The organism is Streptomyces sp. NPDC015661, from assembly GCF_043077765.1.
In the GTDB taxonomy this organism is placed as follows: Bacteria; Actinomycetota; Actinomycetes; order Streptomycetales; family Streptomycetaceae; genus Streptomyces.
Window position 1 is genome coordinate 30,023 of record NZ_JBIBST010000017.1, and the last position, 21,844, is coordinate 51,866.

General features: G+C 69.6%; 24 protein-coding genes and 3 pseudogenes. 14 read left to right on the forward strand and 13 right to left on the reverse strand.

Annotation, left to right across the window (positions count from 1 at the left end):
- Nucleotides 1-61 precede the first annotated feature (61 nt).
- A complete protein-coding gene (locus tag ACF07V_RS34570; RefSeq protein ID WP_392159635.1) occupies nucleotides 62-217 on the reverse strand; it encodes a hypothetical protein in 156 nt (51 codons plus the stop codon).
- A 387-nt stretch (nucleotides 218-604) separates the two neighbouring features.
- On the opposite strand from ACF07V_RS34570, the gene ACF07V_RS34575 reads away from it, so the two are divergent.
- The gene (locus ACF07V_RS34575; protein ID WP_392159636.1) at nucleotides 605-1,165 is read left to right on the forward strand and encodes a hypothetical protein; all 561 of its coding nucleotides are present in this window, start codon (nucleotides 605-607) and stop codon (nucleotides 1,163-1,165) included.
- Between the two features lie 192 nt (nucleotides 1,166-1,357).
- Here the strand turns inward: ACF07V_RS34575 and ACF07V_RS34580 are convergent, their stop codons facing one another.
- The 3 genes from ACF07V_RS34580 to ACF07V_RS34590 all read right to left on the reverse strand — a co-directional run bounded on the left by ACF07V_RS34580 (nucleotide 1,358) and on the right by ACF07V_RS34590 (nucleotide 4,041).
- Nucleotides 1,358-1,960: a GPP34 family phosphoprotein gene (locus tag ACF07V_RS34580; protein ID WP_392159637.1), complete on the reverse strand. Its 603-nt coding sequence runs from the start codon at nucleotides 1,958-1,960 to the stop codon at nucleotides 1,358-1,360.
- Nucleotides 1,957-2,934 (reverse strand): FAD-dependent oxidoreductase, encoded by a 978-nt coding sequence (locus ACF07V_RS34585; protein WP_392159741.1) that lies wholly within the window; start codon nucleotides 2,932-2,934, stop codon nucleotides 1,957-1,959. The genes ACF07V_RS34580 and ACF07V_RS34585 overlap by 4 nt, the downstream gene beginning before the upstream one ends.
- 678 nt (nucleotides 2,935-3,612) lie before the next feature.
- A complete protein-coding gene (locus ACF07V_RS34590) occupies nucleotides 3,613-4,041 on the reverse strand; it encodes an Ohr family peroxiredoxin (RefSeq protein ID WP_392159638.1) in 429 nt (142 codons plus the stop codon).
- Nucleotides 4,042-4,597: 556 nt separating this feature from the next.
- Between ACF07V_RS34590 and ACF07V_RS34595 the strand changes: the two are divergent.
- From ACF07V_RS34595 to ACF07V_RS34605, 3 genes and pseudogenes are all read left to right on the forward strand, one after another.
- Nucleotides 4,598-4,840 (forward strand): annotated as a pseudogene (locus ACF07V_RS34595) (transposase); the annotation flags it as partial.
- Nucleotides 4,841-5,070: 230 nt separating this feature from the next.
- Nucleotides 5,071-5,499 carry a hypothetical protein gene (locus tag ACF07V_RS34600; protein WP_392159639.1) on the forward strand — a complete coding sequence of 143 codons (429 nt, stop codon included), beginning with the start codon at nucleotides 5,071-5,073 and terminating at the stop codon, nucleotides 5,497-5,499.
- A gap of 231 nt (nucleotides 5,500-5,730) precedes the next feature.
- Entirely contained in the window at nucleotides 5,731-6,087 is a 357-nt protein-coding gene (locus tag ACF07V_RS34605; protein ID WP_392159640.1) for a hypothetical protein, read from the forward strand.
- On the opposite strand, the pseudogene ACF07V_RS34610 reads toward ACF07V_RS34605, so the two are convergent.
- From ACF07V_RS34610 to ACF07V_RS34625, 4 genes and pseudogenes are all read right to left on the reverse strand, one after another.
- Nucleotides 6,077-6,897, reverse strand: a pseudogene (locus tag ACF07V_RS34610) (IS5 family transposase). The gene ACF07V_RS34605 and the pseudogene ACF07V_RS34610 sit on opposite strands and share 11 nt — an antisense overlap.
- A gap of 146 nt (nucleotides 6,898-7,043) precedes the next feature.
- Nucleotides 7,044-7,409 carry a hypothetical protein gene (locus tag ACF07V_RS34615; RefSeq protein WP_392159641.1) on the reverse strand — a complete coding sequence of 122 codons (366 nt, stop codon included), beginning with the start codon at nucleotides 7,407-7,409 and terminating at the stop codon, nucleotides 7,044-7,046.
- 265 nt (nucleotides 7,410-7,674) lie between these two features.
- Nucleotides 7,675-9,069, reverse strand: a complete 1,395-nt coding sequence (locus ACF07V_RS34620) for an MFS transporter (protein WP_392159742.1) — start codon at nucleotides 9,067-9,069, stop codon at nucleotides 7,675-7,677.
- Between the two features lie 50 nt (nucleotides 9,070-9,119).
- Complete coding sequence (locus tag ACF07V_RS34625; protein WP_392159642.1) at nucleotides 9,120-9,578, reverse strand: MarR family winged helix-turn-helix transcriptional regulator; 459 nt, start codon at nucleotides 9,576-9,578, stop codon at nucleotides 9,120-9,122.
- 105 nt (nucleotides 9,579-9,683) lie between these two features.
- Here ACF07V_RS34625 and ACF07V_RS34630 point away from each other — a divergent pair, with 105 nt between their 5' ends.
- Together ACF07V_RS34630 and ACF07V_RS34635 are read left to right on the forward strand one after the other, a co-directional pair.
- Nucleotides 9,684-10,346 carry a hypothetical protein gene (locus ACF07V_RS34630; RefSeq protein WP_392159643.1) on the forward strand — a complete coding sequence of 221 codons (663 nt, stop codon included), beginning with the start codon at nucleotides 9,684-9,686 and terminating at the stop codon, nucleotides 10,344-10,346.
- A 271-nt stretch (nucleotides 10,347-10,617) separates the two neighbouring features.
- The gene (locus ACF07V_RS34635; protein WP_392159644.1) at nucleotides 10,618-10,911 is read left to right on the forward strand and encodes a DUF1330 domain-containing protein; all 294 of its coding nucleotides are present in this window, start codon (nucleotides 10,618-10,620) and stop codon (nucleotides 10,909-10,911) included.
- A 262-nt stretch (nucleotides 10,912-11,173) separates the two neighbouring features.
- Here the strand turns inward: ACF07V_RS34635 and ACF07V_RS34640 are convergent, their stop codons facing one another.
- Nucleotides 11,174-11,410 carry a hypothetical protein gene (locus tag ACF07V_RS34640; RefSeq protein ID WP_392159645.1) on the reverse strand — a complete coding sequence of 79 codons (237 nt, stop codon included), beginning with the start codon at nucleotides 11,408-11,410 and terminating at the stop codon, nucleotides 11,174-11,176.
- A 447-nt stretch (nucleotides 11,411-11,857) separates the two neighbouring features.
- Between ACF07V_RS34640 and ACF07V_RS34645 the strand changes: the two genes are divergently transcribed.
- Entirely contained in the window at nucleotides 11,858-12,583 is a 726-nt protein-coding gene (locus tag ACF07V_RS34645; protein ID WP_392159646.1) for a dienelactone hydrolase family protein, read from the forward strand.
- A 172-nt stretch (nucleotides 12,584-12,755) separates the two neighbouring features.
- Here the strand turns inward: ACF07V_RS34645 and ACF07V_RS34650 are convergent.
- A pseudogene (locus ACF07V_RS34650) lies at nucleotides 12,756-13,487 on the reverse strand (Tn3 family transposase); the annotation flags it as partial.
- Between the two features lie 216 nt (nucleotides 13,488-13,703).
- Here ACF07V_RS34650 and ACF07V_RS34655 point away from each other — a divergent pair.
- Nucleotides 13,704-14,141, forward strand: coding sequence for a DUF4259 domain-containing protein (locus ACF07V_RS34655; protein WP_392159647.1), 438 nt, complete (start codon nucleotides 13,704-13,706; stop codon nucleotides 14,139-14,141).
- 354 nt (nucleotides 14,142-14,495) lie between these two features.
- On the opposite strand, the gene ACF07V_RS34660 is transcribed toward ACF07V_RS34655, so the two are convergent.
- Entirely contained in the window at nucleotides 14,496-15,008 is a 513-nt protein-coding gene (locus tag ACF07V_RS34660; RefSeq protein ID WP_392159743.1) for a pyridoxamine 5'-phosphate oxidase family protein, read from the reverse strand.
- 570 nt (nucleotides 15,009-15,578) lie between these two features.
- Here ACF07V_RS34660 and ACF07V_RS34665 point away from each other — a divergent pair.
- The 3 genes from ACF07V_RS34665 to ACF07V_RS34675 all read left to right on the forward strand — a co-directional run bounded on the left by ACF07V_RS34665 (nucleotide 15,579) and on the right by ACF07V_RS34675 (nucleotide 17,095).
- Entirely contained in the window at nucleotides 15,579-15,953 is a 375-nt protein-coding gene (locus ACF07V_RS34665; protein WP_392159648.1) for an RNHCP domain-containing protein, read from the forward strand.
- A 26-nt stretch (nucleotides 15,954-15,979) separates the two neighbouring features.
- Entirely contained in the window at nucleotides 15,980-16,402 is a 423-nt protein-coding gene (locus ACF07V_RS34670) for an RNHCP domain-containing protein (RefSeq protein WP_392159649.1), read from the forward strand.
- A 171-nt stretch (nucleotides 16,403-16,573) separates the two neighbouring features.
- Nucleotides 16,574-17,095 (forward strand): GNAT family N-acetyltransferase, encoded by a 522-nt coding sequence (locus ACF07V_RS34675; protein WP_392159650.1) that lies wholly within the window; start codon nucleotides 16,574-16,576, stop codon nucleotides 17,093-17,095.
- Between the two features lie 295 nt (nucleotides 17,096-17,390).
- Here ACF07V_RS34675 and ACF07V_RS34680 read toward each other — a convergent pair whose 3' ends face one another.
- The gene (locus ACF07V_RS34680) at nucleotides 17,391-17,585 is read right to left on the reverse strand and encodes a hypothetical protein (protein ID WP_392159651.1); all 195 of its coding nucleotides are present in this window, start codon (nucleotides 17,583-17,585) and stop codon (nucleotides 17,391-17,393) included.
- 345 nt (nucleotides 17,586-17,930) lie between these two features.
- Between ACF07V_RS34680 and ACF07V_RS34685 the strand changes: the two genes are divergently transcribed.
- Nucleotides 17,931-18,764: an oxidoreductase gene (locus tag ACF07V_RS34685; protein ID WP_392159652.1), complete on the forward strand. Its 834-nt coding sequence runs from the start codon at nucleotides 17,931-17,933 to the stop codon at nucleotides 18,762-18,764.
- A 175-nt stretch (nucleotides 18,765-18,939) separates the two neighbouring features.
- Nucleotides 18,940-19,797, forward strand: coding sequence for an SDR family NAD(P)-dependent oxidoreductase (locus ACF07V_RS34690; RefSeq protein WP_392159653.1), 858 nt, complete (start codon nucleotides 18,940-18,942; stop codon nucleotides 19,795-19,797).
- A 37-nt stretch (nucleotides 19,798-19,834) separates the two neighbouring features.
- On the opposite strand, the gene ACF07V_RS34695 is transcribed toward ACF07V_RS34690, so the two are convergent.
- The gene (locus ACF07V_RS34695; RefSeq protein ID WP_392159654.1) at nucleotides 19,835-20,176 is read right to left on the reverse strand and encodes a hypothetical protein; all 342 of its coding nucleotides are present in this window, start codon (nucleotides 20,174-20,176) and stop codon (nucleotides 19,835-19,837) included.
- A gap of 571 nt (nucleotides 20,177-20,747) precedes the next feature.
- Here ACF07V_RS34695 and ACF07V_RS34700 point away from each other — a divergent pair.
- Nucleotides 20,748-21,824 carry an alpha/beta fold hydrolase gene (locus ACF07V_RS34700; protein WP_392159655.1) on the forward strand — a complete coding sequence of 359 codons (1,077 nt, stop codon included), beginning with the start codon at nucleotides 20,748-20,750 and terminating at the stop codon, nucleotides 21,822-21,824.
- Nucleotides 21,825-21,844: the final 20 nt, after the last annotated feature.

Here is a 21,844-nt window from a genome sequence, read left to right on the forward strand (position 1 = left end):
CACAGTCGACGGACGCAGCGAAAGTCCGACTGGTGCGACACGAGCAGGTCGCCACACCGATTCACCGGAAGTCGCCGGCCGCGCCATGCTTGCCCTGCACGGCCACGCCACCGCCCTCCCCCCGCGGCTCGCTCGTGGTGTGGCCGAGTCCACCACGCGCCGTCACCGACGTGGCGATCAACCACCCCTGGTCGGGCATGCCAGGTGTGCGCAGCACGTATGCACTCCTGTATGAACTCCGTGCGCCGTCGGCTCGTGTTCTTCATGTACCGGTAAGCAAGACATGCGGAAGACGATGGACAGGCCACCGACCACCGGACGGCGGCCACCGGACGGCGGACGGCGGCCGACGGCGCCGGAGGCCGCGCGGCGGCCCCCGCCACCGCCATACCACCGCCGCACTGACGTCCGCAGACCTCCTTCTCCCCTACGACGTATCTGCCGGGCGATCCATTCGATGGGAACCTCGCCGCACAGACACATAGCCGCCTATCGTGAAGAGTGCACATGCCCGGCGGACCGTCCGGCGTCGACACTTATCTCCACGGGGCCCTCGGCATGGGTACCATGCGCAACGTCATCCATTTCGAGGGAGTGAACGGTTGTGACCAGCCAATCAGCCTCTACGCTCCGGTCGCGGTACGTGGAACAGGCCGCGTCGGACCTGGAGGAGAACCGCCGGCGACAGCACCAGCTGGCGGAACAGATCGAGAGGTTGAAGCAGGAGGAAGCCCTCCTGTCGGACATCCTGAACCTCGCCGAGCGGTACGAAGGCTTCGGGGATGCGTCACGTCTGCCCGAGCAGTTGCAGGACGAGCCCGTGGCCACAAAGGCTCCCTCGAAGGCCCGTTCACGGCGCTCGGCTCCGGTCACCGCTTCATCGGGCGGCGCGGCGAAGGCCGCAGCGAAGGGGAAGTCGCACCAGCCACTGCTCGGTGACCTCCTGTCCGGTCTGCTCGCCGGCCACAAGGAGCCGTGCCTCGCGAAGGAGCTGCGGGACGAGCTCCTGGCCAAGTACCCGGACCGCAACCCGACACCGCAGGTGGTGCGGAACACCCTCGAAGCCCTGGTGGCCAAGGGCCGCATCCGGCGTCACAAGCAGGAGCGTTCCGTCATGTACACCCTCGTGGAGCCGGGTACGGAACCAGCGGGCCGTACCCACTGACCCGTCCGACGAGTTTCGCCGCCGCCGAGTTCCTGGAGGGCCGCCGCCCTCGCCCGTACGGCCGACTCCCCCACTCACGCCGCGGCCACCCGCGCACAGGCCGCATCCGGTACGTGGGTGGCATCGGCGTGGGGCGTAGGCCCGGCCGAGGCTGCCGATCGCTTCACTCACATGTACGTACCGCGCGCCCGCTCAGTCCCGCCACATGTTGTCGAACGCGGCGTCCTCGATGTCCCGCCGCAGCCGCACGGCCTCCAGTTGTGTCACCGCGTCGCCGACGGCTGCCACCACTGTCGTGACCGACTCCCCAGTGAGGCTGTCGCAGGCTTCCGGCAGCGCGTCCCCGATCCTCGCGGCCGCCATCAGTGCGGCGAGGACGGGCTCGCCGGAAGCCCGGCGTTCCTCTGCGCGGGCGCGCGTAGGCGAGTCCGTCGGCGCGGTCCGCCCCGACCGCAGGTGGAAGCCATGGCGCCTGGGGTGCGCGAGGAGCCCGTCCTGCCCGAGGTCGTCGGCGTAGGCCGCGGCGAGCTCCCTGCCGCGGCGCCACAGCCAGTGCTCCACCGTCTCGTACGGTTCCCGCCGGCCCAGCGAGGCGACCGCCTGGTCCAGCATCCGGTCGCCCGTCACCACCTGGGTGTCGGGCACGATTCGGTCGCCCTCCAGGGTCGCCGCCCCGCTCTCCAGGAGATCGATCGCCTCGGCCCCCGCGAGCGCGAGGGACAGGTCGCCCTGCTCCACCCCCTGGCCGGGCGGCAGCCCCAGGGCGATGAGGGCGAGATCGCGTGCGGTGGTCATGTGTGCCTCTCTTTCTCCAGCAGGCGCAGCCACACCTCGCTGATGGCGGGGAAGGCAAGTGCGGCGTGCCACAGGCGCTCGACGGGCACTTCCCCGGTGATGGCCACGGTGGCCGAGTACAGAAGTTCGCCGACGCCGGGGCCGACGAAGGTGGCGCCCACGCCGACTCGTCGATCCCGGTCGATGAGGATCCAGGCCTTGCCCCGATAGTCGGGACGGTACTGGAGGGCGCCCGCGAAGTGGCCGATGTCGTGGTCGATGACGTCGACGGCGCGCTCGGCTTCATGGACCGTCAGGCCCACGGAGGCGACCTCGGGGTCGGTGAACACCACACCCGCGACGGCCTCGATGTCGGCCGTACTGGTGTGCGGGGACCACCGACCGGCGTCGAGTCGCTCGCCCCGGGCCCGGGCGGCGATCACGGCACCGGCGATACGTGCCTGACACTTACCCCGCTGTGTGAACAACGCCCGGCGGTTGACGTCGCCGGGTCCGTACAGCCAGCTCCCAGGGATGGTGAGGCTGTCGTAGGTGGTCAGCCCGTCCCCGGGGCTGAGCCCCACGGCGCCGAGCCCGATGTCCGCGGAGCGCGGGGCCCGGCCGGTGGCGGAGAGGATCTCGTCGGCGGTGAGTTCGTCGTCGTCCGAAAGGGCGATCCTGACATCGCCGTCGCGCACCCGTTCCGAGGCGACGACGGAGGCGTGAAAACGTACGTCCACGCTGGCCTCCCGAAGGCGCTGGTCGACCAGTTCACCGGTGAAAGGTTCCATACGGGGCAGCAGTCGCTCCCCACGGACGAGCAGGGTCATCCGGCTCCCCGGGGCCTGCCGGACGGTGGTCGTTTCGCCGCCCACCGCGCCGGCGCCCACGATCACAAGGCGACGCGGCGGCCGTACTGGACGCTGGTCGCCTCCAGACCGGCCCAGGGCCGCAGGATCTCGATTCCCGGCAGGTCGACCGCCGGCGCCGATCACGATGACGTCGTAAGTACGGGAGTTCTCGGTCGCCAATGTGCCCTCCGCAAAATGATTGCCGGTCGGATGGCGGGGTGAACTCCCGGGGCCGGGAACAGGAGCTCAGCGGCCGAGGAGTGCTGGATGATCTCCCCGAGGAACCACTCACTGCCGTCGGAATCCTTGACGGCGACAAAGGTGTCGTGGCCGACGCACTCGGCGTACGGGCCGGCCACTCGGTAGGCGTCACCGGCATGGCGGAAGGCTCCGGTCTCGTCACGGAAGGGGGCCGGTCTCGTCACGGAAGGGGCCGGTCGCGCCAGGGAAGGGGCCGGTCTCGCCAGGGAAGGGGCCGGGATGTGTCGGAGGGACCCAATGCCCTTGAGGCAGTCCCCCGCCGTCACAGAAAGCTCGAAGCCGACGGGCCGTACCCCGACAGCACCACGCTCGCCGCCCAGGCCCACACCTGCGTGCCGTCGGGCCACGCCCGCCGCTCCTCTGCGCTTCCGGATGCCTGAGGCGGCCGCTCATCGGCGGCGACGACCAGGTCCGGGGCGGTACGGCGACACATGGCTGCCCCTACGTGTGTGTCAGTCACGGAGGCCATGTTCTGCCCTCGCTCTCGGCTCGGCTGGTGGGTGCGCTGGAGGGGGATGCGGGTCCCGCGCCGGGGGTTGCACGGGACCCGCGGTCACGGGGTCAGGCAGCGGCGCTGGCGTTGATGACGACGGGGACGTTGTCGCGCGTGGCCTTGGAGTACGGGCAGATCTGGTGGGCGGCGCGCGCGAGCTCCTCCGCGGTGGCCTGGTCCACGCCGCCGAGCACGGGGCTGAGGACCGCCGAGAGGGAGAACTCGCCGTCGTCGCCGTGGGTGAGCGTGATCTCGGCGGTGATGGTGGTGCTGGTGAGCCGGACCTTGCGGAGGGTGGCGGCGCGGCGCAGTGCGCCGAGGAAGCAGGCGGCCCACCCGGCGGCCAGGAACTGCTCCGGGTTGGTCGCGGTGCCGGCACCGCCGAGCTCCTTGGGGAGCGCGAGGCCGGTCTCCAGCAGACCGTCGGAGGAGCGGACGCGGCCGCCGTTCCGACCCTCTCCATCGACATCGACAACGGCGGTGTAGCTGACTGCCATGACTTGCTCCCCATCTCGTCAGAGTTCTGTGATCACCTCCGGACACCGGACGCTTTTGCGTCACCGGTTGAGGTGGTGATGAAATCATGACACCCCCTCGCGTCACCAGTCAAGCCAGTGACGCGCACATGTGTGATCGGATGCCGCCAGGGTTTCTCGTACTGATGTCGGAAGCCGGCCACCTGTCCCTGTCGTGCGCCTGCTCGACTTCCGGTACGGTCGCCGGCGCTGCGGCCAAGAGGCCCTTCCCGCTCAGTGTGCTGCGGGACGCGCCGTTCCCCCTACGTCAGATGACTGGGCAATCGCCGGGGCCTGCCGCACGTTCTGCGGGTCGAGGGCGGCCAGAGCATCGCGTAGCACGGCTCGGAAGTTCATACCGAGTTTGAGGTAGAGCCGGTTGAGGTGTGTGCCGATTACACACCCGACCGAAACAGGCGTGCGGCGCTGTGCCTGTTGCTCAGTCCGGTGCCCGCCGGCGGGGCGATCTGCCGTTCCTCGGCGGCCAGAGGCCCCTTGGACGTCGCTTCTTATGGGGTGATCGGTCGTTGAGCTGTGCATGGCTGATCTCGTTGAGCGGCTGGTGCCGGACGAGTTGTGGGTGCTGTTCAGGCGGGTGGTGCCGCCGACGGTGGTGATACGTCCGCAAGGCGGTGGCCGGCGCCGGGCCGGTGACCGTGAGGCCCTGGCTGCGATCATCTTCGTGGCGACCTCGGGCCGTACGTGGCGGCAGCTGCCGCAGGTGTTCGGTCCTGCCTGGCCCACGGCCTACCGCCGGTTCGCCCAGTGGAGCCGGAAGCGTCCGGGGCCTCGACGCGCCCGGTATGACCCCCGCTGACCGTTGCCGTTGGAGCTACGGATCAGAAGGTCGCAGGTTCGAATCCTGCCGAGGGCGCACAACGGGAGGCCACGGAGAGATCCGAGGCCTCCTGCGTTTCCGAGGTATGCGGCTCCCAGTCGGAGCCACTGCGCCTCCCGCTCTGTAAGGTGCGGCACAGACTTGGGCGGGGTGGCTACTGGGGGCGAGGCGCCGTGAGCGACATCAAGGCTGATCAGCACGCTGCTGTGCAACCGTGGCACGCCATGGCGTTCGGATCGGCGCTGGGGTTGGTCGCGCTCTTCGAGCGGGTGCAGGGCTTCCGGTCGGGCCGGCAATACGTGCTGTGCCACGAGTCGCCGGATCTGAACCACCTCACACTCGTGGCTCTCGCACTGGTAGCAGGCGCCTTCCTGGCGGCCGTCGTCGGCGCGGCGACAGCGACAATGAGGAGCAAGCCTTCCAGCCTTCCGTTCCTCATTGCCTGCATGGTGGCCGCCCTGGCCCTCGTGGTGGCAGCCGACAAGGTGGACGCCGGCGGCGAACGGCTGGCAGCGACGATGGCCGCCGAACCCTTCAGCGAGCGCACCTGTGACTACGCGCCGCAGGTCTACTCAGCCACTCCCGGTTGGTTCTCCTGGTGATCAGCCGCGAACCGGGTGATGAGGGGATGGGTCTGGCACTCAACTCCCAGGATCACCTGCACGGCTTGGCACGTGGCGATCAAGGCGCCTCACCATCACCTCGGCAGACGGCCCGATCGCACCGACCACCCCCAGGACCCAGATCAGCGTGACCGACAGCCAGCGCGCCTCGTGACCACCGTTTAGACGTCGTTTCTTATGACTATCAAAGCGGCATGAGAGTCTCCAGTCATGAGCTACGACCTGGCTGTCTGGGAAGGCGAGCGGCCGGCGGATGACAAGACCGCCGGCCAGGTCTTCAGCGACCTGTACGACCGCTACCTCGACGGTGAGGACCTGAACTCTCCGTCCGAACTCATCGCGGCCTACGTGACCGCGCTTCTTGAGCGGTGGTGCGATACCACCGAGGACGAGGAAGGGACCTCGCCCTGGTCGGTCGGGCCGCTGATCAGCGGCGCAAGCGGTCCGCTCATCTACTTCGGGATGGGCTGGAGCAGGGCCGAGGAAGCGTCGGCCTACGCGGCACACTTGGCGGACAAGATGGGGCTGATCTGTTTCGACGTGCAGCAGGACCGACTCAGGCCCTGAGCGGCGTGATCAATCGCCGGTAGCCGATGAGGCATGCGGCTATGCCGACGAAGGCGGGAAAAGTGCTCCGCCTTGCGCTCGTAGCGCCGGTGAAGCCGTCGGCATCCTGTCAGCCAGGACACGGTTCTCTCCACCACTCAGCGATGCCGGCCCAGCCGCTGTGAGGACTCGACACCCTTGCGGGCGATGCGGTGGCGGATCCCCCGCCGACGGAGCCATCGGCGCAGATGGTCGTAGTCGTCACCCTTATCGGCCTGCAGCTTCGCCGGGCGCCTACGGCGTGGGCCTCGTCGGGAGCGGATCGGCGGGATGCCGCGGACGAGCGGCTCCAGGCCCTGGCTGTCGTGCATGTTCGCCCCGGAGATACCCAGCGACAGCGGCACTCCGTTCCTGCCAGTGCTGAGGTGAACCTTCCATCCCAGTCTGCCGCGATCGGTCGGATTCGGTCCCGTCGGTGGCCCCTTTTTGCGGGCCGCAGGCTCACGGAGTCGATCGCGCACCGCGACCAGTCCAGCTCGCCTCGCGCTCCGAGTTCGTCGAGGATCACGCGGTAGAGCCTCGCTCAGACCCGGTCCCGGCTCCACTGGGTGAACCAACTGTAGGCCGTGGGCCAGGCAGGACCGAACACCGGCGGCAGCTGCCGCCACGTGCAGCCCGAGGTCGCCACGAAGAGATCGCAGCCAGGGCCTCACGGTCACCGGCCCGGCGCCGGCCACCGCCTTGCGGACGTATCACCACCGTCGGCGGCACCACCCGCCTGAACAGCACCCACCACTCGTCCGGCACCGGCGCGAGGAGGCTGACCCGGATCTCGTACTCGCAGCGGGCTTTGTGCTGAGACGGGACTACCGAGGCGCCCTGGCCGCCGGCGAGGGGCTGGCAGCGCGCGAGGAGCTGGCGGTGGACCGCGGGCACGGCGGTGACGCGGAGGCTGTAGCCCTGACCGCGCCGTACGGTCATCCCCTGGTCGAGCTCCGCCCGCTCGGCGAGCTCCGGTTCGGCGGTGCGGAGGAAGTCGTCGATTTTGCCCGGCATGTCGAGGGTGACCGGTACTCCCGGGGAGGAGGGTTCTCCTGGAGGGCGGCATGGGCGGGCAGAAGGTCCGCGCCGGCCCTGCGGATGTCGCCGCGGCCGACGACGTGGGCGCGGGCGAGGGCGGCGATCGAGCGGCCTTCCAGGTAGGCGGCGCGTACGTCGGTGGTCTTGTGGGCCGGGACGGGCGGGCGGCGGCCGCGCTTGTTACCCCTGGTCTCGGCGGCGCGCAGTCCGTCGTAGGTCAGCTCGCGCTGGAGGTCGCCGGCGGCGGCGAGGGTCTGCACCATGAACTTCGCGGTGGACAGCGGCTCGCCCGTGTGCGGGTGGCGGGCGGCAGGGCCCCGTAGTGTTCCGCGCTTGACCGGGTTCGAGGCTGCTGTGACTCGTGTGGTCGGTGCGTCGGGTGTGACTGAACGAGCACGGCACTGAGGGATCATGGCGTTCTCTAGGCTTCAGATCATCGGAGTGCCGTGTCCTTCGGTCCAGTTCGAGTCCTTGGTGTTGCTCGCGGCCTGCCTGGGCGGCGGGGCCGCCGACCTTCCGGTGAGCCGGTCATCGGCTCGACCGGCCCCGACTCGGCACGCCGGCCGTGGCCGCGGTGGGGTTGACCTCGGGCGGGCGTTGGCGGGCGAGAGCGGTGGCTGTCAGGGCGGTGACCGCCATCGCGGCGATGCCGACCAGCGCTGCGGTGGTGTAGGCGTGTTCGTTCGGGAAGAGATGTCCGGTGTCGGTGCCAGTGGCCAGGACCAGGCCGCCTGTCGCGCTGCCCAGGGAGTACCCGACGCTGCGGACGACGTAGTTGAAGCTCATCGCGCTCGACGTCTCGCTCTTGGGCGTGACGGCCAGGATGACGCCGGGCATGGCGGCTGAGAAGCTGCCGACACCGAAGCCCAGCACACCCATCGCGACAAGCAGTTCGGCCAGGTTCGACCGGGCCGCGGCGAAGAGGACGAACCCGCCTCCGACGATGACGGCGCTGCCGGCCAGGAGCATGGGTGCGTCGATCAGCGTCCGGACCCGGGGCGTGAGTTTGCCGGCGACGAACCCCAGTACCGAGAACGGGACGAGGACCAGCCCGGCGACGAAGGTCGTCAGTCCGAAGCCGTAGCCGGCGCTGTGCGGCGTCTGCGCGTACCGCGTGATGAGCGTGAGCAGGAGGTACATCCCGCTCCCGCCGACGAACATGGCCATGTTCGCTACGGCGACCGCCGGGTGCCGTACCGCCCGGACATCGACCAGGGGCGCCTTGCTGCGCAGCTCGGAGGCGGTCCAGACGCACAGCAGGAGCACGGCGACGGCAGCGAGGATCACCGCCACGGCGAGGTGACGGCTCCACAGGCTCCGCTGGCCGGCCAGGAACAGGACGAGGAACAGACCACCCGCGAGGACGAGCGCGCCCGCCACGTTCACGTGAGCGGAGCGGCCTTCGGGAGCCACGGGTATGGAACGCCACGCGGTCAGGAGGGCTACAGCGGTGACGAACAGACCGAATCCGTAGGCGGCCTTTACGCCGCCGATCTCGGCGAGCAGTGCGGTGAGCGGGTAGCCGACGCCGGCGCCGATGATCGAGACCACCGAGATCAGGGCGATCGTCGCCGCGCTGCGCTCCTCGGGAAGATGGTCCCGGGCCACGCCCATCATCAGCGCCGTCAGACCGAGCCCGACGCCTTGCGCCGCCCGGCCGATGAGCAGCCCCGCGAACGGCAGCGGCAGCACGGTCAGCGCACTGCCGACGACGACGATCGCCAGCGTGGCGAGGATCGTGGCCCGTCGGTGCGGGCCGGCTCCGAGCCGGCCGAGGACGGGCGTGGCGACGGCTCCGCTCAGCAGTGCGACGGTCAGCGTCCACTGCGCGCTGTCGAGCGAGACGTGGAACGTGGTCGCCACACTGGTGATCAGCGGCGTCCCGAGGCTGGCGACCGCCGCCACGACCAGGGCGATGAACATCAGGGCGGGGACCAGTAGCCGCACCTCGGAGCGCTCCGGGGTGCGCCCCGTCACCGCTTCGGCCCTTCGCGGTCCTGGCTCTCGAGCTCTGCCAGGTGCGCCAGCGCCGGAAGCGCCGCCACCAGGGCCTCGACCTCGTCGTCGGCGAGTTCGTCGATCAGCCGCGCGAACGCATCGACACCCGCCTGGCGCCGCGTCTGAACGTACGACGCGCCGGCCTCGGTCAGACACACCAGCGTGACCCGCTTGTCGGACGCGTCGCCCCTCCGCTCGACCAGTCCGGACTCCTCCATCACCCGGACCAGCACGGTCATCGCGGGCTGGGTGACACCCTCGATCGCGGCCAGATCGGTGATGCGTCGCGGGCCGGTCCTGTGCAGGGTGGCCAGGGTGGCGGCGGACGTGATGCTCATATCGCGCGGAAGGCGTCTCACAGCCCTGGTGGCCAGCCCGTAGAGGACCGACCCGATCGCAGTGGAAGCGCCACGAGCGGCGTCTTGACGGCTCATACGCGAAGCATACAATATTTATATGAATGCTTTATGCATCTCCCGCTCCGAACCCTGTGCCCAGCCCCGCACCCGGCACACCAGACGGAGGTCGCCGTCGGCGCCATGGCGCACGCCGTGCGCCACGCCTTGATCGACGACCGCGCCGAGGACGACATCACCACCCGCTGGGCGGCGCCGGACGGCACCCACACCCATGCGCGCGTGGTCGCCTGCCAAGGCGGCGTGATCGCCGGTCCGGCGATCCCAGCCGAGGTATGTCGGCAGCTCGGCAGCGACGTCGTCGTCACCGAGCACGTTCAGGACGGCGACCGCGTCCACACCGGGCAGGACCTGCTCACACCGGCAGGACCGGCACCGGAGACCGCCCCCGCCGAGCGGACAGCTTTGAACTTCCTACAACGCATGGCCGGCATCGCCACCGCCGCCGCGGCCTTCGCGGAGGGGGTGACCGGGCTTCCGGCACGGATCCTGGCCCACCGCAAAACAGCGCGCGGGCTTCGAGCGCTCGGCAAGGCCGCGGTCGCCGCCGGCGGAGTGAGCAACCACCGGCTCGGCCTCGCGGCGATGGTCCTGCTCAAGGAGAACCACAGCGCCGCGGCGGGCGGCGTGAGCGCCGCGATCGCGGCAGTGCACGCGTGCAACACGCGAGGCGTCGCTGTCGAGGTGGAGGTCGGTCGACAGGCCAGGCCATCGAGGCGCCGCGCGCGGAAGTCGAGTGGATCACGCTGGACAACATGCCCATCGAAGACATGCGGCACATCGTGACACTGCGAGGGTGGGCTGGAATGCCCGCCATGGCCGACCTCGTCGACCGGGAGGCCTTCACTTCCGTCTCCGGCACGCTCCCCCGTCGCCGAAGGCGCCCGGGGCGCTGAGGAAGAGTTCGCCGGTACGCGAACCGGCACCCTCTGGTGGCAGAGCCGAACCAGGCCGGGTCAGCACGTCCCCACATATGCCCGGTGCTCCGTCGCCGGGATCGAGCAATCCGAGCGTCAACTCGAAGTCGGACATGTCCGACCGAACACAGGAGGATTCCATGGCCAAGGGCTACTGGGTCAGTGTCTACCGCACCATTTCCGACCCTGAGAAGCTGACTGCCTACGACAAGCTGGCCGGTCCGGCCGTCCAAGCTGGGGGCGGGCGGCTCCTGTCCCGTGGCAGCCGAGTCGTCGCCCACGACGCCGGAAACACGCAACGCGTCGTTCTGATCGAGTTCGACAGCTTCGAACAGGCCGTCGCGGCACACGAGAGCGAGGCTTACCAGAAGGCGCTGGTGGCCCTCTCCGACGGCGTCGAGCGCGACTTCCGCATCATCGAAGGCATCGACTGACCGACGGGCTCAGCCATCGCTGATCATCCGTCACCGGATATGCACACGGCACTGAACGACGACTCACCCGCGGGCGAGGTCTCCGATCGAGCGGCCCTCCAGGTACGCGGCGCGTACGGTCTCGGTCTTGTCGGCCGTACGCGGTGCGTACTGCCTCGGTCTTGTCGGCCGTACGCGGTCCGTACTGCCTCGGTCTTGTCGGCCGGCACGGCAGGGCGGCGGCCGCCCTTGCTGCCCTTGGCCTCGGCGGCGCGCAGTCCGTCTAGGTCAGCTCGCGCTGGAGGTCGCGCTGGAGTTCGCCGGCGGCAGCGAGGGTCTGCACCGTGAACTTCACGGTGGACAGCGGCTCGCCGGTACGCGGGTGGCGGGCGGTGAGGTCCATCTCGGAGAACGCGCCGTCGTGGATACGCAGCCCCACCTCGTCGCGGTGGAGGATGTCGAGCGCGTCGAGGATGTGCCCGGTGCCGCGTACCAGGCGGAACATCTCGGAGATGGGCACGGTGTCGGCCGCCGCGCGTAGTCGAGGAGCACGCGGAACTTCGGCCGCTGGAGAGGGTGGAGGCGGCTCGAGGTGCCTGGTTTCTCCTCGTAGACGCGGCTCCTCGGTCCCGGCCTCGTGAAGGACGAGGTTCTGCGGCGCGGTCGACTGCTGGTCGGTCGAGACCCGCTTGTAGACCTGGTTTGCACCCCGTGTGCCCTGCCGCGCGGAGGATCGGAACCCATCCGGCATCAAGCCCTGTCAGCAATCAAGATCGGATCCGATTGGATTCGCGCCGCGCGAACCCCCGGATTGCACGGGTTCATTGGACGCGCCTACCGCTTGAGCTCACCGTCGTTTGACGACAGGGCGGTCGACGCGTCCCCGTGATGCAGTCGGGACGGATTGCTGTCTGCCATCGGTGAACACCACCCCGAGCGGGCGCAACGGTCATTACCTTCCGATCACATGACGACGGTCACCACGCGTACGGTCGAATACCCGGCCGACAACCTGACGATGATCGGATACCTCGCGCTCCCGGCCGGTGCCGAGCGTCGGCCCGCAGTACTGATCGGACCCGAGGGGGTGGGGCTCAGCGATGTCGAGCGCCGCCGGGCCGAGGCTCTGGCCGAGCTGGGGTACGTGGCGCTGGCTTTCGACCTCCACGGTGGACGCTATCTGGAAGACCCCGAGGAAATGTTGGCCCGTTGCATGCCGCTGCTCGCCGACCCCGACCGGATGCGAGGAATCGGTCACGCCGCGCTCGACGTGTTGCGTGCCGAACCACGGGCCGACCCCGACCGGACCGCCGCCGTCGGCTACGGCACCGGGGGTGCAGTCGCGCTGGAACTCGGTCGCGATGGTGTCGATCTGCGCGCGATCGGGACAGTCAACGGACTCACCACGGGCCGACCCGGTGAGGCGGCACGCATTCGCTGCCCGGTATGGGCCGGGGTCGGGTCGGAAGACCCGATCATGTCGCCCGCCCAACGGGACGCGTTCACCGCAGAGATGGAGGCTGCGGGCGTCGACTGGCGCCTCGTGGTCTATGGAGGGGCCCTTCACGCCTTCCACCACCCATCGGTCGACCACACCGTGCGTCCCGGCGTCGGCTTCCACCCTCGGCACGCACAACGAGCCTGGCGTGACATCGTCGCGCTGCTCGCCGAGTGCCTGCCCGTCACGGATTGATCCGATCGGCTCCTGGTACTCACTCCTGCCCGCCGTCGTCGTCTTCGTCCAGCTCGGGTGCGTTCGCGGCGCGTAGCGGCCGCAGGGCACCGGCGGCCGGGGTGAAGGCCGCGACGCTGCAGCGGCCGAGCGGGTTCAGGTTGCGGTGCTTGAGCGGGGAGAGCCGGGCGATGTCCTCTTCCCGGGGCGGCCGCAGCGGCTTGACGCCCACCTTCCGCCGGGCAGGCGCCGGCAGGCTGCGGACCCCGGCCAGGACCCGCATTCCGGTGCTCGCCTCGTCCAGCGCCTTCGACTCGCCCAGCAGCGACAGGGATGGCCGGACCGTGGCGTACCGGGTCGCCAGCGCGGCCCGCATCGCGACGTCGGCCGTGATCTCGTCCTCGAGCACCAGGGTCACCACGGTGGCCGCGGCGCTCATCACGGCGGCGCGCGGGGCGACTTCCTCGACCGCCGCCCACAGCGCGGCCACGTCCAGGTCCGCGCAGCGCTCCTCGACCAGCTCCAGTTCCTCGAACGGCACCTGCGCGGCCCGCGCGAGGCGCGGCGCCTCCTCCAGCTGCGGCAGCATCGACAGCGGCTCCCTCTCCGTCTTCCGCTTTGCCGTGTTCAGCAGCCGCGGTGGCCATGAGGACCTGGAACAGGTCCAGGCCTCCTCGATCGCCTCGGCCTCCGGGTGCCCCATCACCGCGGTCGGCATCGCCGTGCGCCTCGGTTCCGCGGCCCGCTCCAGCAGCGGCGCCTTCAACCCCAGCGCGTACCGTGCCAGCGCCTCCATCCAGTTCGGCGGGATCTGCGGCAGCTTCGACCGAGGGAGCCGGTACGCGCCGATCTCGTCCACCCGTTCCCGCGCGCGGGCAAACGCCGTGCCCGTCGTCCGCGTCAGCGGCCGACGCAGCCGCTCCAGCGCATCAACGGCCTCGAACGCGACCGCGCAGCCGGCCGGACCCTGCCCTGGAGCTCCGGCATCGTAGAAGGCCACTTGAACCGCATCAAAATGATCAAGCAACGGATGTACGGACGCGCTGGCTTCAAGCTTCTGCGCAAGCGGGTGCTGCTTGCCTCGTGACCTCGTTGTCGGTGGCCAGTGCGACGATCCCCAGACGGTCACGCAAGGAGAGACATGGGCACCTGGGATACCGGCCCCTTCGACAACGACACCGCCGCCGACTTCGGGGGTGATCTGGACGAGGCAGCGCGGGAAGAACGCGAACCCATGATCCGCGGCGTGCTCGTACGCGCCGCCGGCCCCGCGGACTTCCTCGGTATCTCTGACGGCGAGCGGGCAGTGGCCGCAGCTGCGCTGGTCGTCGCCCGGCATCCCGACGGCGAGCCGGTGTGTTTGAACTATGGCCCATCAGAGCCGCTACCGGAGTTGCCCGCAGACCTTCGCATGCTCGCCGTCGACGCCCTGGACCAAGTGGTCTCCGACCGGTCTGAACTCGCCGAGCTGTGGGCCGAAGCCGCGAACTGGTCGCAGTGGCGTCAGGAGATCACCCACCTACGCGACGTCCTTGACCCTCCGTTCCCGCCGCAAGAGGAAGTCCTCTTCGAGATCTGATCGGTTATCCACCGTCACGGACCACGGAAGTTGAGCCAGAACCCCAGTGTGGGAAGCACTCGGGTTCTCGCCAGGTCAGCATCAGGGTGCTCCCGGTGAAGGGCCCTGGTCATGCCGCGGATGTCGAAGGTCGGGCTGTACGCGGCGAACCAGCGTGACCACCGTGGCGGCAAACGTCGATGCGGGAGCTTGAGCGGAAGCACGGCGTGACGTGGCGGACGGTGCCAAAGGCGTTGGACTCGGCCTGGCCTGAGCCGCGCAAGAAGCTGCCGCCGCGGGCGACGAAACTGGACCGCTACAAGCCGCTGATCGACGAGATCCTGCGGGCGGACCCAACAGACATCTGGATCCCGGCTACGTGTCCGCTCGGGTCCAGAACTGACGCGGAGCAAACCCCTCGCGCCGCAGCCAGTGCTCGGTATAGACGATCCGCTCCGCCTCAATCACGACGAGCGGCCCCGACGGCGGTTCGTCGAGAGAGCGCGACCGCTCGACGTGGTCGGACTGCCAGCGGAAGGCAGGCCAGTAGTGTTCGAAATCCGCGTCGGCCTCGGACACCACGCGAGCCCGGCCGAAGAGCTGCGCACCCCGGCTGCTGGCCTGCCCGACCAGAGGAGCGAAGATCCCCACCGATACCCGGGGATCCGCGGCAAGGTTCCTCATCTTCGGTGAACCAGCGGCTGTGGAGAACATCACCGCGAAGTCAAGGTGGAAGTACCTCACCGGCGTCGCGAGCGGCCCTTCCGGTCCCGCCGTCGCGAGCACGCACATGTTCTGCGACGACAGCAGATTGAGTATTCGCTCTTCCAGCCGCTCGCGATCGAGCCGCTGCTTCGGTGAGGGGCCGGCCAGCCACGGATTAGTCATAGGCATGATCAAGTATCCCATTCCCTATCCCAGGCTCCCCACGGCCCGGACGGCGCCCAGACAGCCACGACCATCGCCATCGCCATCGCCATCGCCATCGCCATCGCCATCGCCATCGTTCCAGAATGAGGTTCGCGAGCGGCCCGTCCTTGCCGCACCTGGCCCGCAGTCACGCCCGACGGAGCCGGCTTTCGGCCGTCCTGTCGGCTCTGTTCTCCGCTTGCTGCAGGGCAGGTGAGAGCGGAGCGTGCCCGCGCGGCGGGGCGTCGAATAATGCGTTGACACCCCCGGAAAGCCTCCTGTTAGCCTGACGCTGTCGTTCCGATTCGTTCTGGGCCCATGCGCCCTGGAAAAGGGAGTTTGATGTCCCGGACCGCGCCGAGTGCGCCTCGCCGTACCGCGTAACCGTCCGTTCGCTTCTGCTGCCCGTTTCTCCGGGCCGCTGCCGGACGTGTCCTCCGGTGCCATGACCTGCCCGTCCGCCGCCCTGCGGCATCATCGGGCTGCCCTCTGACGAGGCCACTCGGCCTGCTCTTGCTGTCTTGACCACATCCAGCAAGGAGCACCCGGGTGTCCAGCCACACCACCAACAACAACACCAACACCTTCAGCCCGCGCACCTTCGCCTGCGCGTGGTGCGGGCTGACCGTGTCCGCGTACGCCGCCGACGGCGCGCCGCGCAACCACTGCCCGTCCTGTCTGCACTCCCGGCACGTCCTCGACCACGTCGAGGGCGGTCCGAGCGACTGCGAGGGTCGGATGCCCCCGATCGCCATCGCCGTGCTCCGCACCGGTGACTGGAGGGTGATCCACCGCTGCGTGCGCTGCGACGAGCTCACCTCGAACCCGGTCCGCGCCGACGACAACCAGCTCATCCTGATGCGCATGGCGGTACGACCACTGGCCCAACCGCCCTTCCCACTCGAAGCGTTCGGAACCCTCTGACCGCCCGCAACGGAAGGAGCATCGCCATGTCACGCAACAACCACAGCAGTCGCGGGAGGCGGCGCCGCCCGCAGCGGCACAAGGACGTCCTGCACACCCAGGGCGGACACCGGGCAAGCGACTTCCGGTGCACGTCCTGCCGGCTCGACGTGTCCCTGGACGCACCCGGCACCGCGCACCGCAACCACTGCCCCAACTGCCTGGCCAGCCTGCACGTCGACCGAAAGATCCCCGGCGACCGCGACGCGGACTGCCGCGGCCGGATGGAGGCGCTGGGCATATCCGTCCGCCCGGACGGAGAGTGGATGATCATCCACCAGTGCGCCTCCTGCGGCGAGCTCAGTGCCAACCGCATCGCGGGCGACGACAACCCCCTCGCCCTGGTCCGCCTCGCCCTCAGACCACTGGCCGACCCCGAGGCCGCAGGCCGCGCCCTCCTCATGCTGTGACGCGGGCACGGCGGCCACGAGCGGGGCGCACTTGATGCTGTGACGCGGGCACGGCGGCCACGAGCGGGGCGCACTTGCAGCCGCTCCCCGCCCCACGCCCCACCCCTGACCACGGCCCCGCCCCTGACCACGACTTCACCTCACCCACCACAGAAACGGAACACTCCCGCAGTGAAGATCAGGACCGAGACCCTCGACGACACCGACCGCGTACGCGAGGTCATCACCGCCGCCTTCGGCTCCCCCGAGGACGCCGACCTCGTCGACGCGCTGCGCGCCGACACCTGCTGGATCCCCGAACTCTCCCTCGTCGCCGAGAACGAGACCGGCAGCGTCATCGCGCACATCCTGTTCACCCGCGCCGGCATCGGCACCACTCCGGCGCTGACCCTGGCCCCGGTCTCCGTCGACCCCGCCCACCAGCGCGCCGGTATCGGGAGCACCCTCATCCGCGCCGGCCTCGACGCCGCCCGCGCCCTGGGCGAACACACCGTCACCGTCCTCGGACACCCCACCTACTACCCGCGGTTCGGCTTCGAACGCGCCGACGCCCACCAGGTCACCTGCACCCTCAGCGCCGGCCCCGACGAGGCCAAGATGGTTCTCTCCCTCGACGGCAGCCCGATCCCGTCCGGTGACATGACCTTCGGCAAGCCCATGGCCGCCGCGATCAGCGTCTACCAGCCGGAGTAGTCGAAGCAGCGAAACCCCAGGTCTCTGGCCTGGGGTTTCGCGATGAAGCGCGTGCCGGGAATCGAACCCGCCCCGTCAGCTTGGGAACCAACCGACGCTTGGCAGTGATCAGGGTCCTCATACAGCAACAACGTCTCTACTGATCGTCTCAGGACGAGCTTCGCACGCGGCGGAGGCACATGCGGCCGTAAGGCCAGAGCCAGCAGTCTCTGAGGGAGGTCGGTCGCGTCGCTCGTCGCGGGTGCGGAGCCGTTTGAACGTGGCCCGGCGGGCCGGACCGAGCGCCGTTCGAGGGCTACAGCCCCAGGTCGAGGGCCAGGCACGAGTAGTACTTCCACGAGCCTTCGGGGTTGTACGAAGCGCCCCCGCCGCTCGGCGCCGTCTCGGCTTCCTCGGTCATCTCCTCGAAGCGAATGCGCTCGGGAAGCCTGCCGTAGCGCGCCTGCCGTGCTGCCGCGGCAGCGGTGTCGCTGGCGAGTTCCTTGTCCATGGCCCTTCTCCACTTCGCCGGTCGTTCGTGGATGGCGTCCTCTTGGTTGCCGGGGACGACTATCAGACTGCACTCTCAATCGTCACCTGTCAAGGTGGTGACGCACGTGAGAGTCCCCGGCCTACAGGGCGGCGCAACCCCGCCTCGGTGATGCATACGTGTGAGCCCTATCCGTCGGGTCGAACGGTGCGATGCGGCGCGCGCAGCCGACGACGTATGCGTCCCATGACGTACATCGGCAGCCGGTGTGCGAGCGAGCGGCAGTCAATCGACTGTCGCCCACCTGCGGGTATGCGACAACACTGAGATTCATCCGATTCCTTCCATAACCGACGGAGGACACGAATGACTCCCACATGGTTGATCACCGGCGCGTCCCGGGGCTTCGGGCGTGCCCTGGCGGAAGCCGTTCTGGAGGCCGGCCACCAGCTGGTGGCGACCGCGCGCCGTCCGGAGCAGCTGGACGACCTGGTCTCGCGTCACGGCGACCGGGTGCGCGCGGTGGCCTTGGACGTCACCGACACCGTCGCGGCCGCGGACGCGGTGCGCGTGGCCGTCCAGGCATTCGGGCGTCTCGACGTGGTGGTGAACAACGCCGGATACGCGAACAGCGCCCCCATCGAGGAGATGGCGGAGGACGACTTCCGCGCCCAGTTCGAGGCGAACTTCTTCGGGGTCGTCAACGTCAGCCGAGCCGCACTTCCCGTACTGCGCAGGCAGCGCTCGGGGACGTTCGTGCAGTTCTCCTCGCTCGGCGGCCGGGTCGGGGGCACTCCGGGCATGGGCGCCTACCAGAGCGCTAAGTTCGCCGTAGAGGGCTTCTCCGAGGTCCTGGCCCACGAGGTGGCGCCTTTCGGGATCAAGGTCGTCATCGTCGAGCCGGGCGCCTTCCGGACGGACTGGCAGGGCTCGTCCATGGAATTGCACGCCGTGGGTCCCGACTACGAGGAGACCGTCGGCGTCATGAACAAGTACCGGGCGGAGAACGACGGTACGCAGCCCGGCGACCCGGCCCGCGCCGCCAAGGTCATCATCGACGTCGTCCGCGACGACGACCCGCCGCGTCGGCTTCTGCTCGGCGCCCAGGCCGTGAGCATGGCCCTGGAAGCCGACGAGGCACGCGCCGCTGAGACGAGGAAGTGGGCCGAGGCCAGCCGCGCCGCGGACTTCCCGGTGTAGGTACGCCGCCAAGGACGTGCTCCTGGACGTTCCGGGGGCTCTCTCCCGTTCTCCCCCGTCTCCTCCCCCGTCTCCTCCCCCACCCCCTCTTCCCCGTCTTCCTCCGGCTTGTCCCACCTCCCCCGCCCCCCCGCACCCCGCTCCCCGTCTTCCTCGATCTGAAGGAGATCCCGTCATGTCTCGCAAGACCTGGCTCATCACCGGCGCCTCCAGCGGACTCGGCAAGGCCCTCGCCGAACACGTGCTGGCACAGGGCGGCCACGTGGTGGCAACGGCTGCCTCGACGCGGGCCACCACCGAACTGGCCGCCCGCCATCCGCAGACCGCGCTGGCCGTCAAGCTTGACGTCACCGAGCCCGCGGACCGCGCGGCCGCGGTGCGTGCCGCCGAAGAGCGCTTCGGTGGCATCGACGTCCTGGTCAACAACGCCGCCATCGACTTCGTCGGCGCCCTGGAAGAGCAGGAGGAGGACGACTACCGCCTGCTCTTCGAGGTCAACTTCTTCGGCGCGGTCGCCCTCACGCGTGCGGTGCTACCCGGCATGCGCCGGCGGCGCAACGGCCTCGTCGTCAACATCTCCTCCATGGACGGCCTGGCCAGTCTTCCCGCCAACGGCTACTACTCCGCCGGCAAGTTCGCACTGGAAGGCTTCACCGAGGCCTTGTGGCAGGAGATCGAGCCCATCGGCCTGCACGCGATGATCGTCCAGCCCGGTTCCTTCCGCACCGGCATCGAGAACCGGACGCGGGCGTCCGGCGAGGCCATCGAGGACTACGCCGCCACGGCCGGCGCCTTCCGCGCGATGATGGGAGGCCTCACCCCGGAGATCTTCCCCGGTGACCCCGAGCGGGCCGCCGAGGCGATCTACGAAGCGGCGAACGCGCCGGAGCCCCGTCACTGGGTCGTCCTGGGCAGCGATGCCCAGCGACGCATCGGCGTCAAGCTCGACCAGTTGCGGGCCGAGTTCGAGGCCGGTGCGAAGCTCGCGTTCAGCACGGACTTCCCGGGTGCCGCCGACAACGCGGTGCTCTGAGCGGAGTCGTACGGCAGGCGGCGGTGTCGGCCGCGGGTCAGACGGTGACGGTCTTGTACGCGGTGTACCTGCCGAGGACCGCCGCGCCGTACTCGCGGCTGATTCCGCTGACCTCGACGCCGTCGAACAGCCCGTCGAACAGCCCGCCGAACGGCCCGTCGAACTGCCCGTCGAACTGCCCGTCGAACGCGACTGCTGCACCGTTGACCGTGGTGGTGCCGGTGCCGGTGCCGGTGCGGAGGCTCCGGGCGCCGGGCGGCCCGGCGCCGTCCAGGGCGTGCCCTTCGTCGGCGGACCAGACACCGCCCCTTGGGGATCTGCGGGCCCCCGTGACGAGGCGGGCACCCTCCTCGACTCCGATCCATATGTACGTGCGCACCGCGCCTGCTGGTCGGGGCGGATCATCGGGCCGATGCAGGTCTCCGGGTCGGTGGGATCGCTTACCTTCAACGACTCCGGGTCAGGCGCGGCTTTCCGGCACGCGTGAACCAGAGCGCCGGGCCGTTCTCGAGCGAGATCAACCGCGCGATCCGCTCAGCCGGCGGCGTAGCACGCCACACACCGGCCGCGAACGACTCCCGAGTCACTTCCACCGCTCGGTCGGTCGACGTCCGCCGGCCGCTCGCTCCTGGACCGCGCGCGGCCGACCCAGGCGCGCATACGTGTCGCCTCAGTCGAATGACCTAGTTCCCCGGGTCAGCCGCCTGGGACAGGATGCGGCTGTGCGCTTGGGGTGGGGGTGTCACACGCGCCCGCCACCTGCGGCGCCATGCCGGTGCAGCACACACCACACGAGGTGCGACACACCCCGGCCGTCGTCGTGGCATCGCACCGTCATGTGACGGATGTTTCCGTAAGCACCACAGACCAGAGTGTGTGCTGCCAGGCCCGGGGCACACCGCTCCGCAGGCACCGACAGGTCACCGGAAACGCACGACGGAGGACTTCACATGATCAACAGGCGTACTTTCAGCAAGGCCGTCGGCCTGGGCACCGGCGCTGCCGCCGTCTCGCTGACCGGCTTGCAGGCCGACGCGGCCGCCTCGACCGCCGCGACCGCCTCGGACCGGCCGAGCGGCACACCCACCCCCACCGTGCCCGCCATCACCCCCGGCACCCACACCGGATTCCCCACGCTGAAGCACGTCAGGGCGGGCGTCCTCGACATCGGTTACGCCGAGATGGGCCCCGCCCACGGCCCGGTCGTCATCTGCCTGCACGGCTGGCCCTACGACATCCACAGCTTCGTCGACGTCGCCCCGCTCCTCGCCGATCTGGGCTATCGGGTCTTCGTTCCCTACCTGCGCGGTCACGGCAGCACCCGTTTCCTGTCCCGCCGCACCCCGCGCACCGCCGAGCAGTCCGCCATCGCCCTCGACATCATCGCGCTGATGGACGCGCTGAGGATCCCCAAGGCGGTCCTGGCGGGCTTCGACTGGGGCTCGCGCACCGCCGACATCATCGCCGCGCTGTGGCCCGACCGCGTCAAGGCCCTGGTCTCCACCGGCGGTTACCTCATCACCGATCGAAAGAAGCAGCTGGAGCCCGCCGCCCCGGCCGTCGAGCGCAACTGGTGGTACCAGTGGTACTTCGCCACCGAGCGCGGCAAGACGGCCATGGAGAACGTCGAGGAACGCATCGCGCTGTGCCGCTACGTGTGGACCCTCGTCTCCCCCAACTGGACCTTCGACGACGCCACCTTCGGACGCACCGCCCAGGCCTTCGAGAACCCCGACTACGCCTCCGTCGTCCTCTACAACTACCGCTGGCGCATCGGACTCATCGAGGGCGAACCCCGTTACGACCGCTACGAGCAGCAGCTCGCCGCCCAGCCGGCCATCTCCGTACCCACCATCACCCTCGACCCGGCCCTGGACCCCTTCACTCCGCCCGGCGACGGCACCTCCTACCGCGGACACTTCACCGGTCCGTACGAGCACCGCACGCTCGCGGACATCGGGCACAACCTGCCGCAGGAGGCGCCCACCGTCTTCGCCCAGGCAGTCGTCGACGCCGACCACCTCTGAGCCCGTACCCGACACCACGG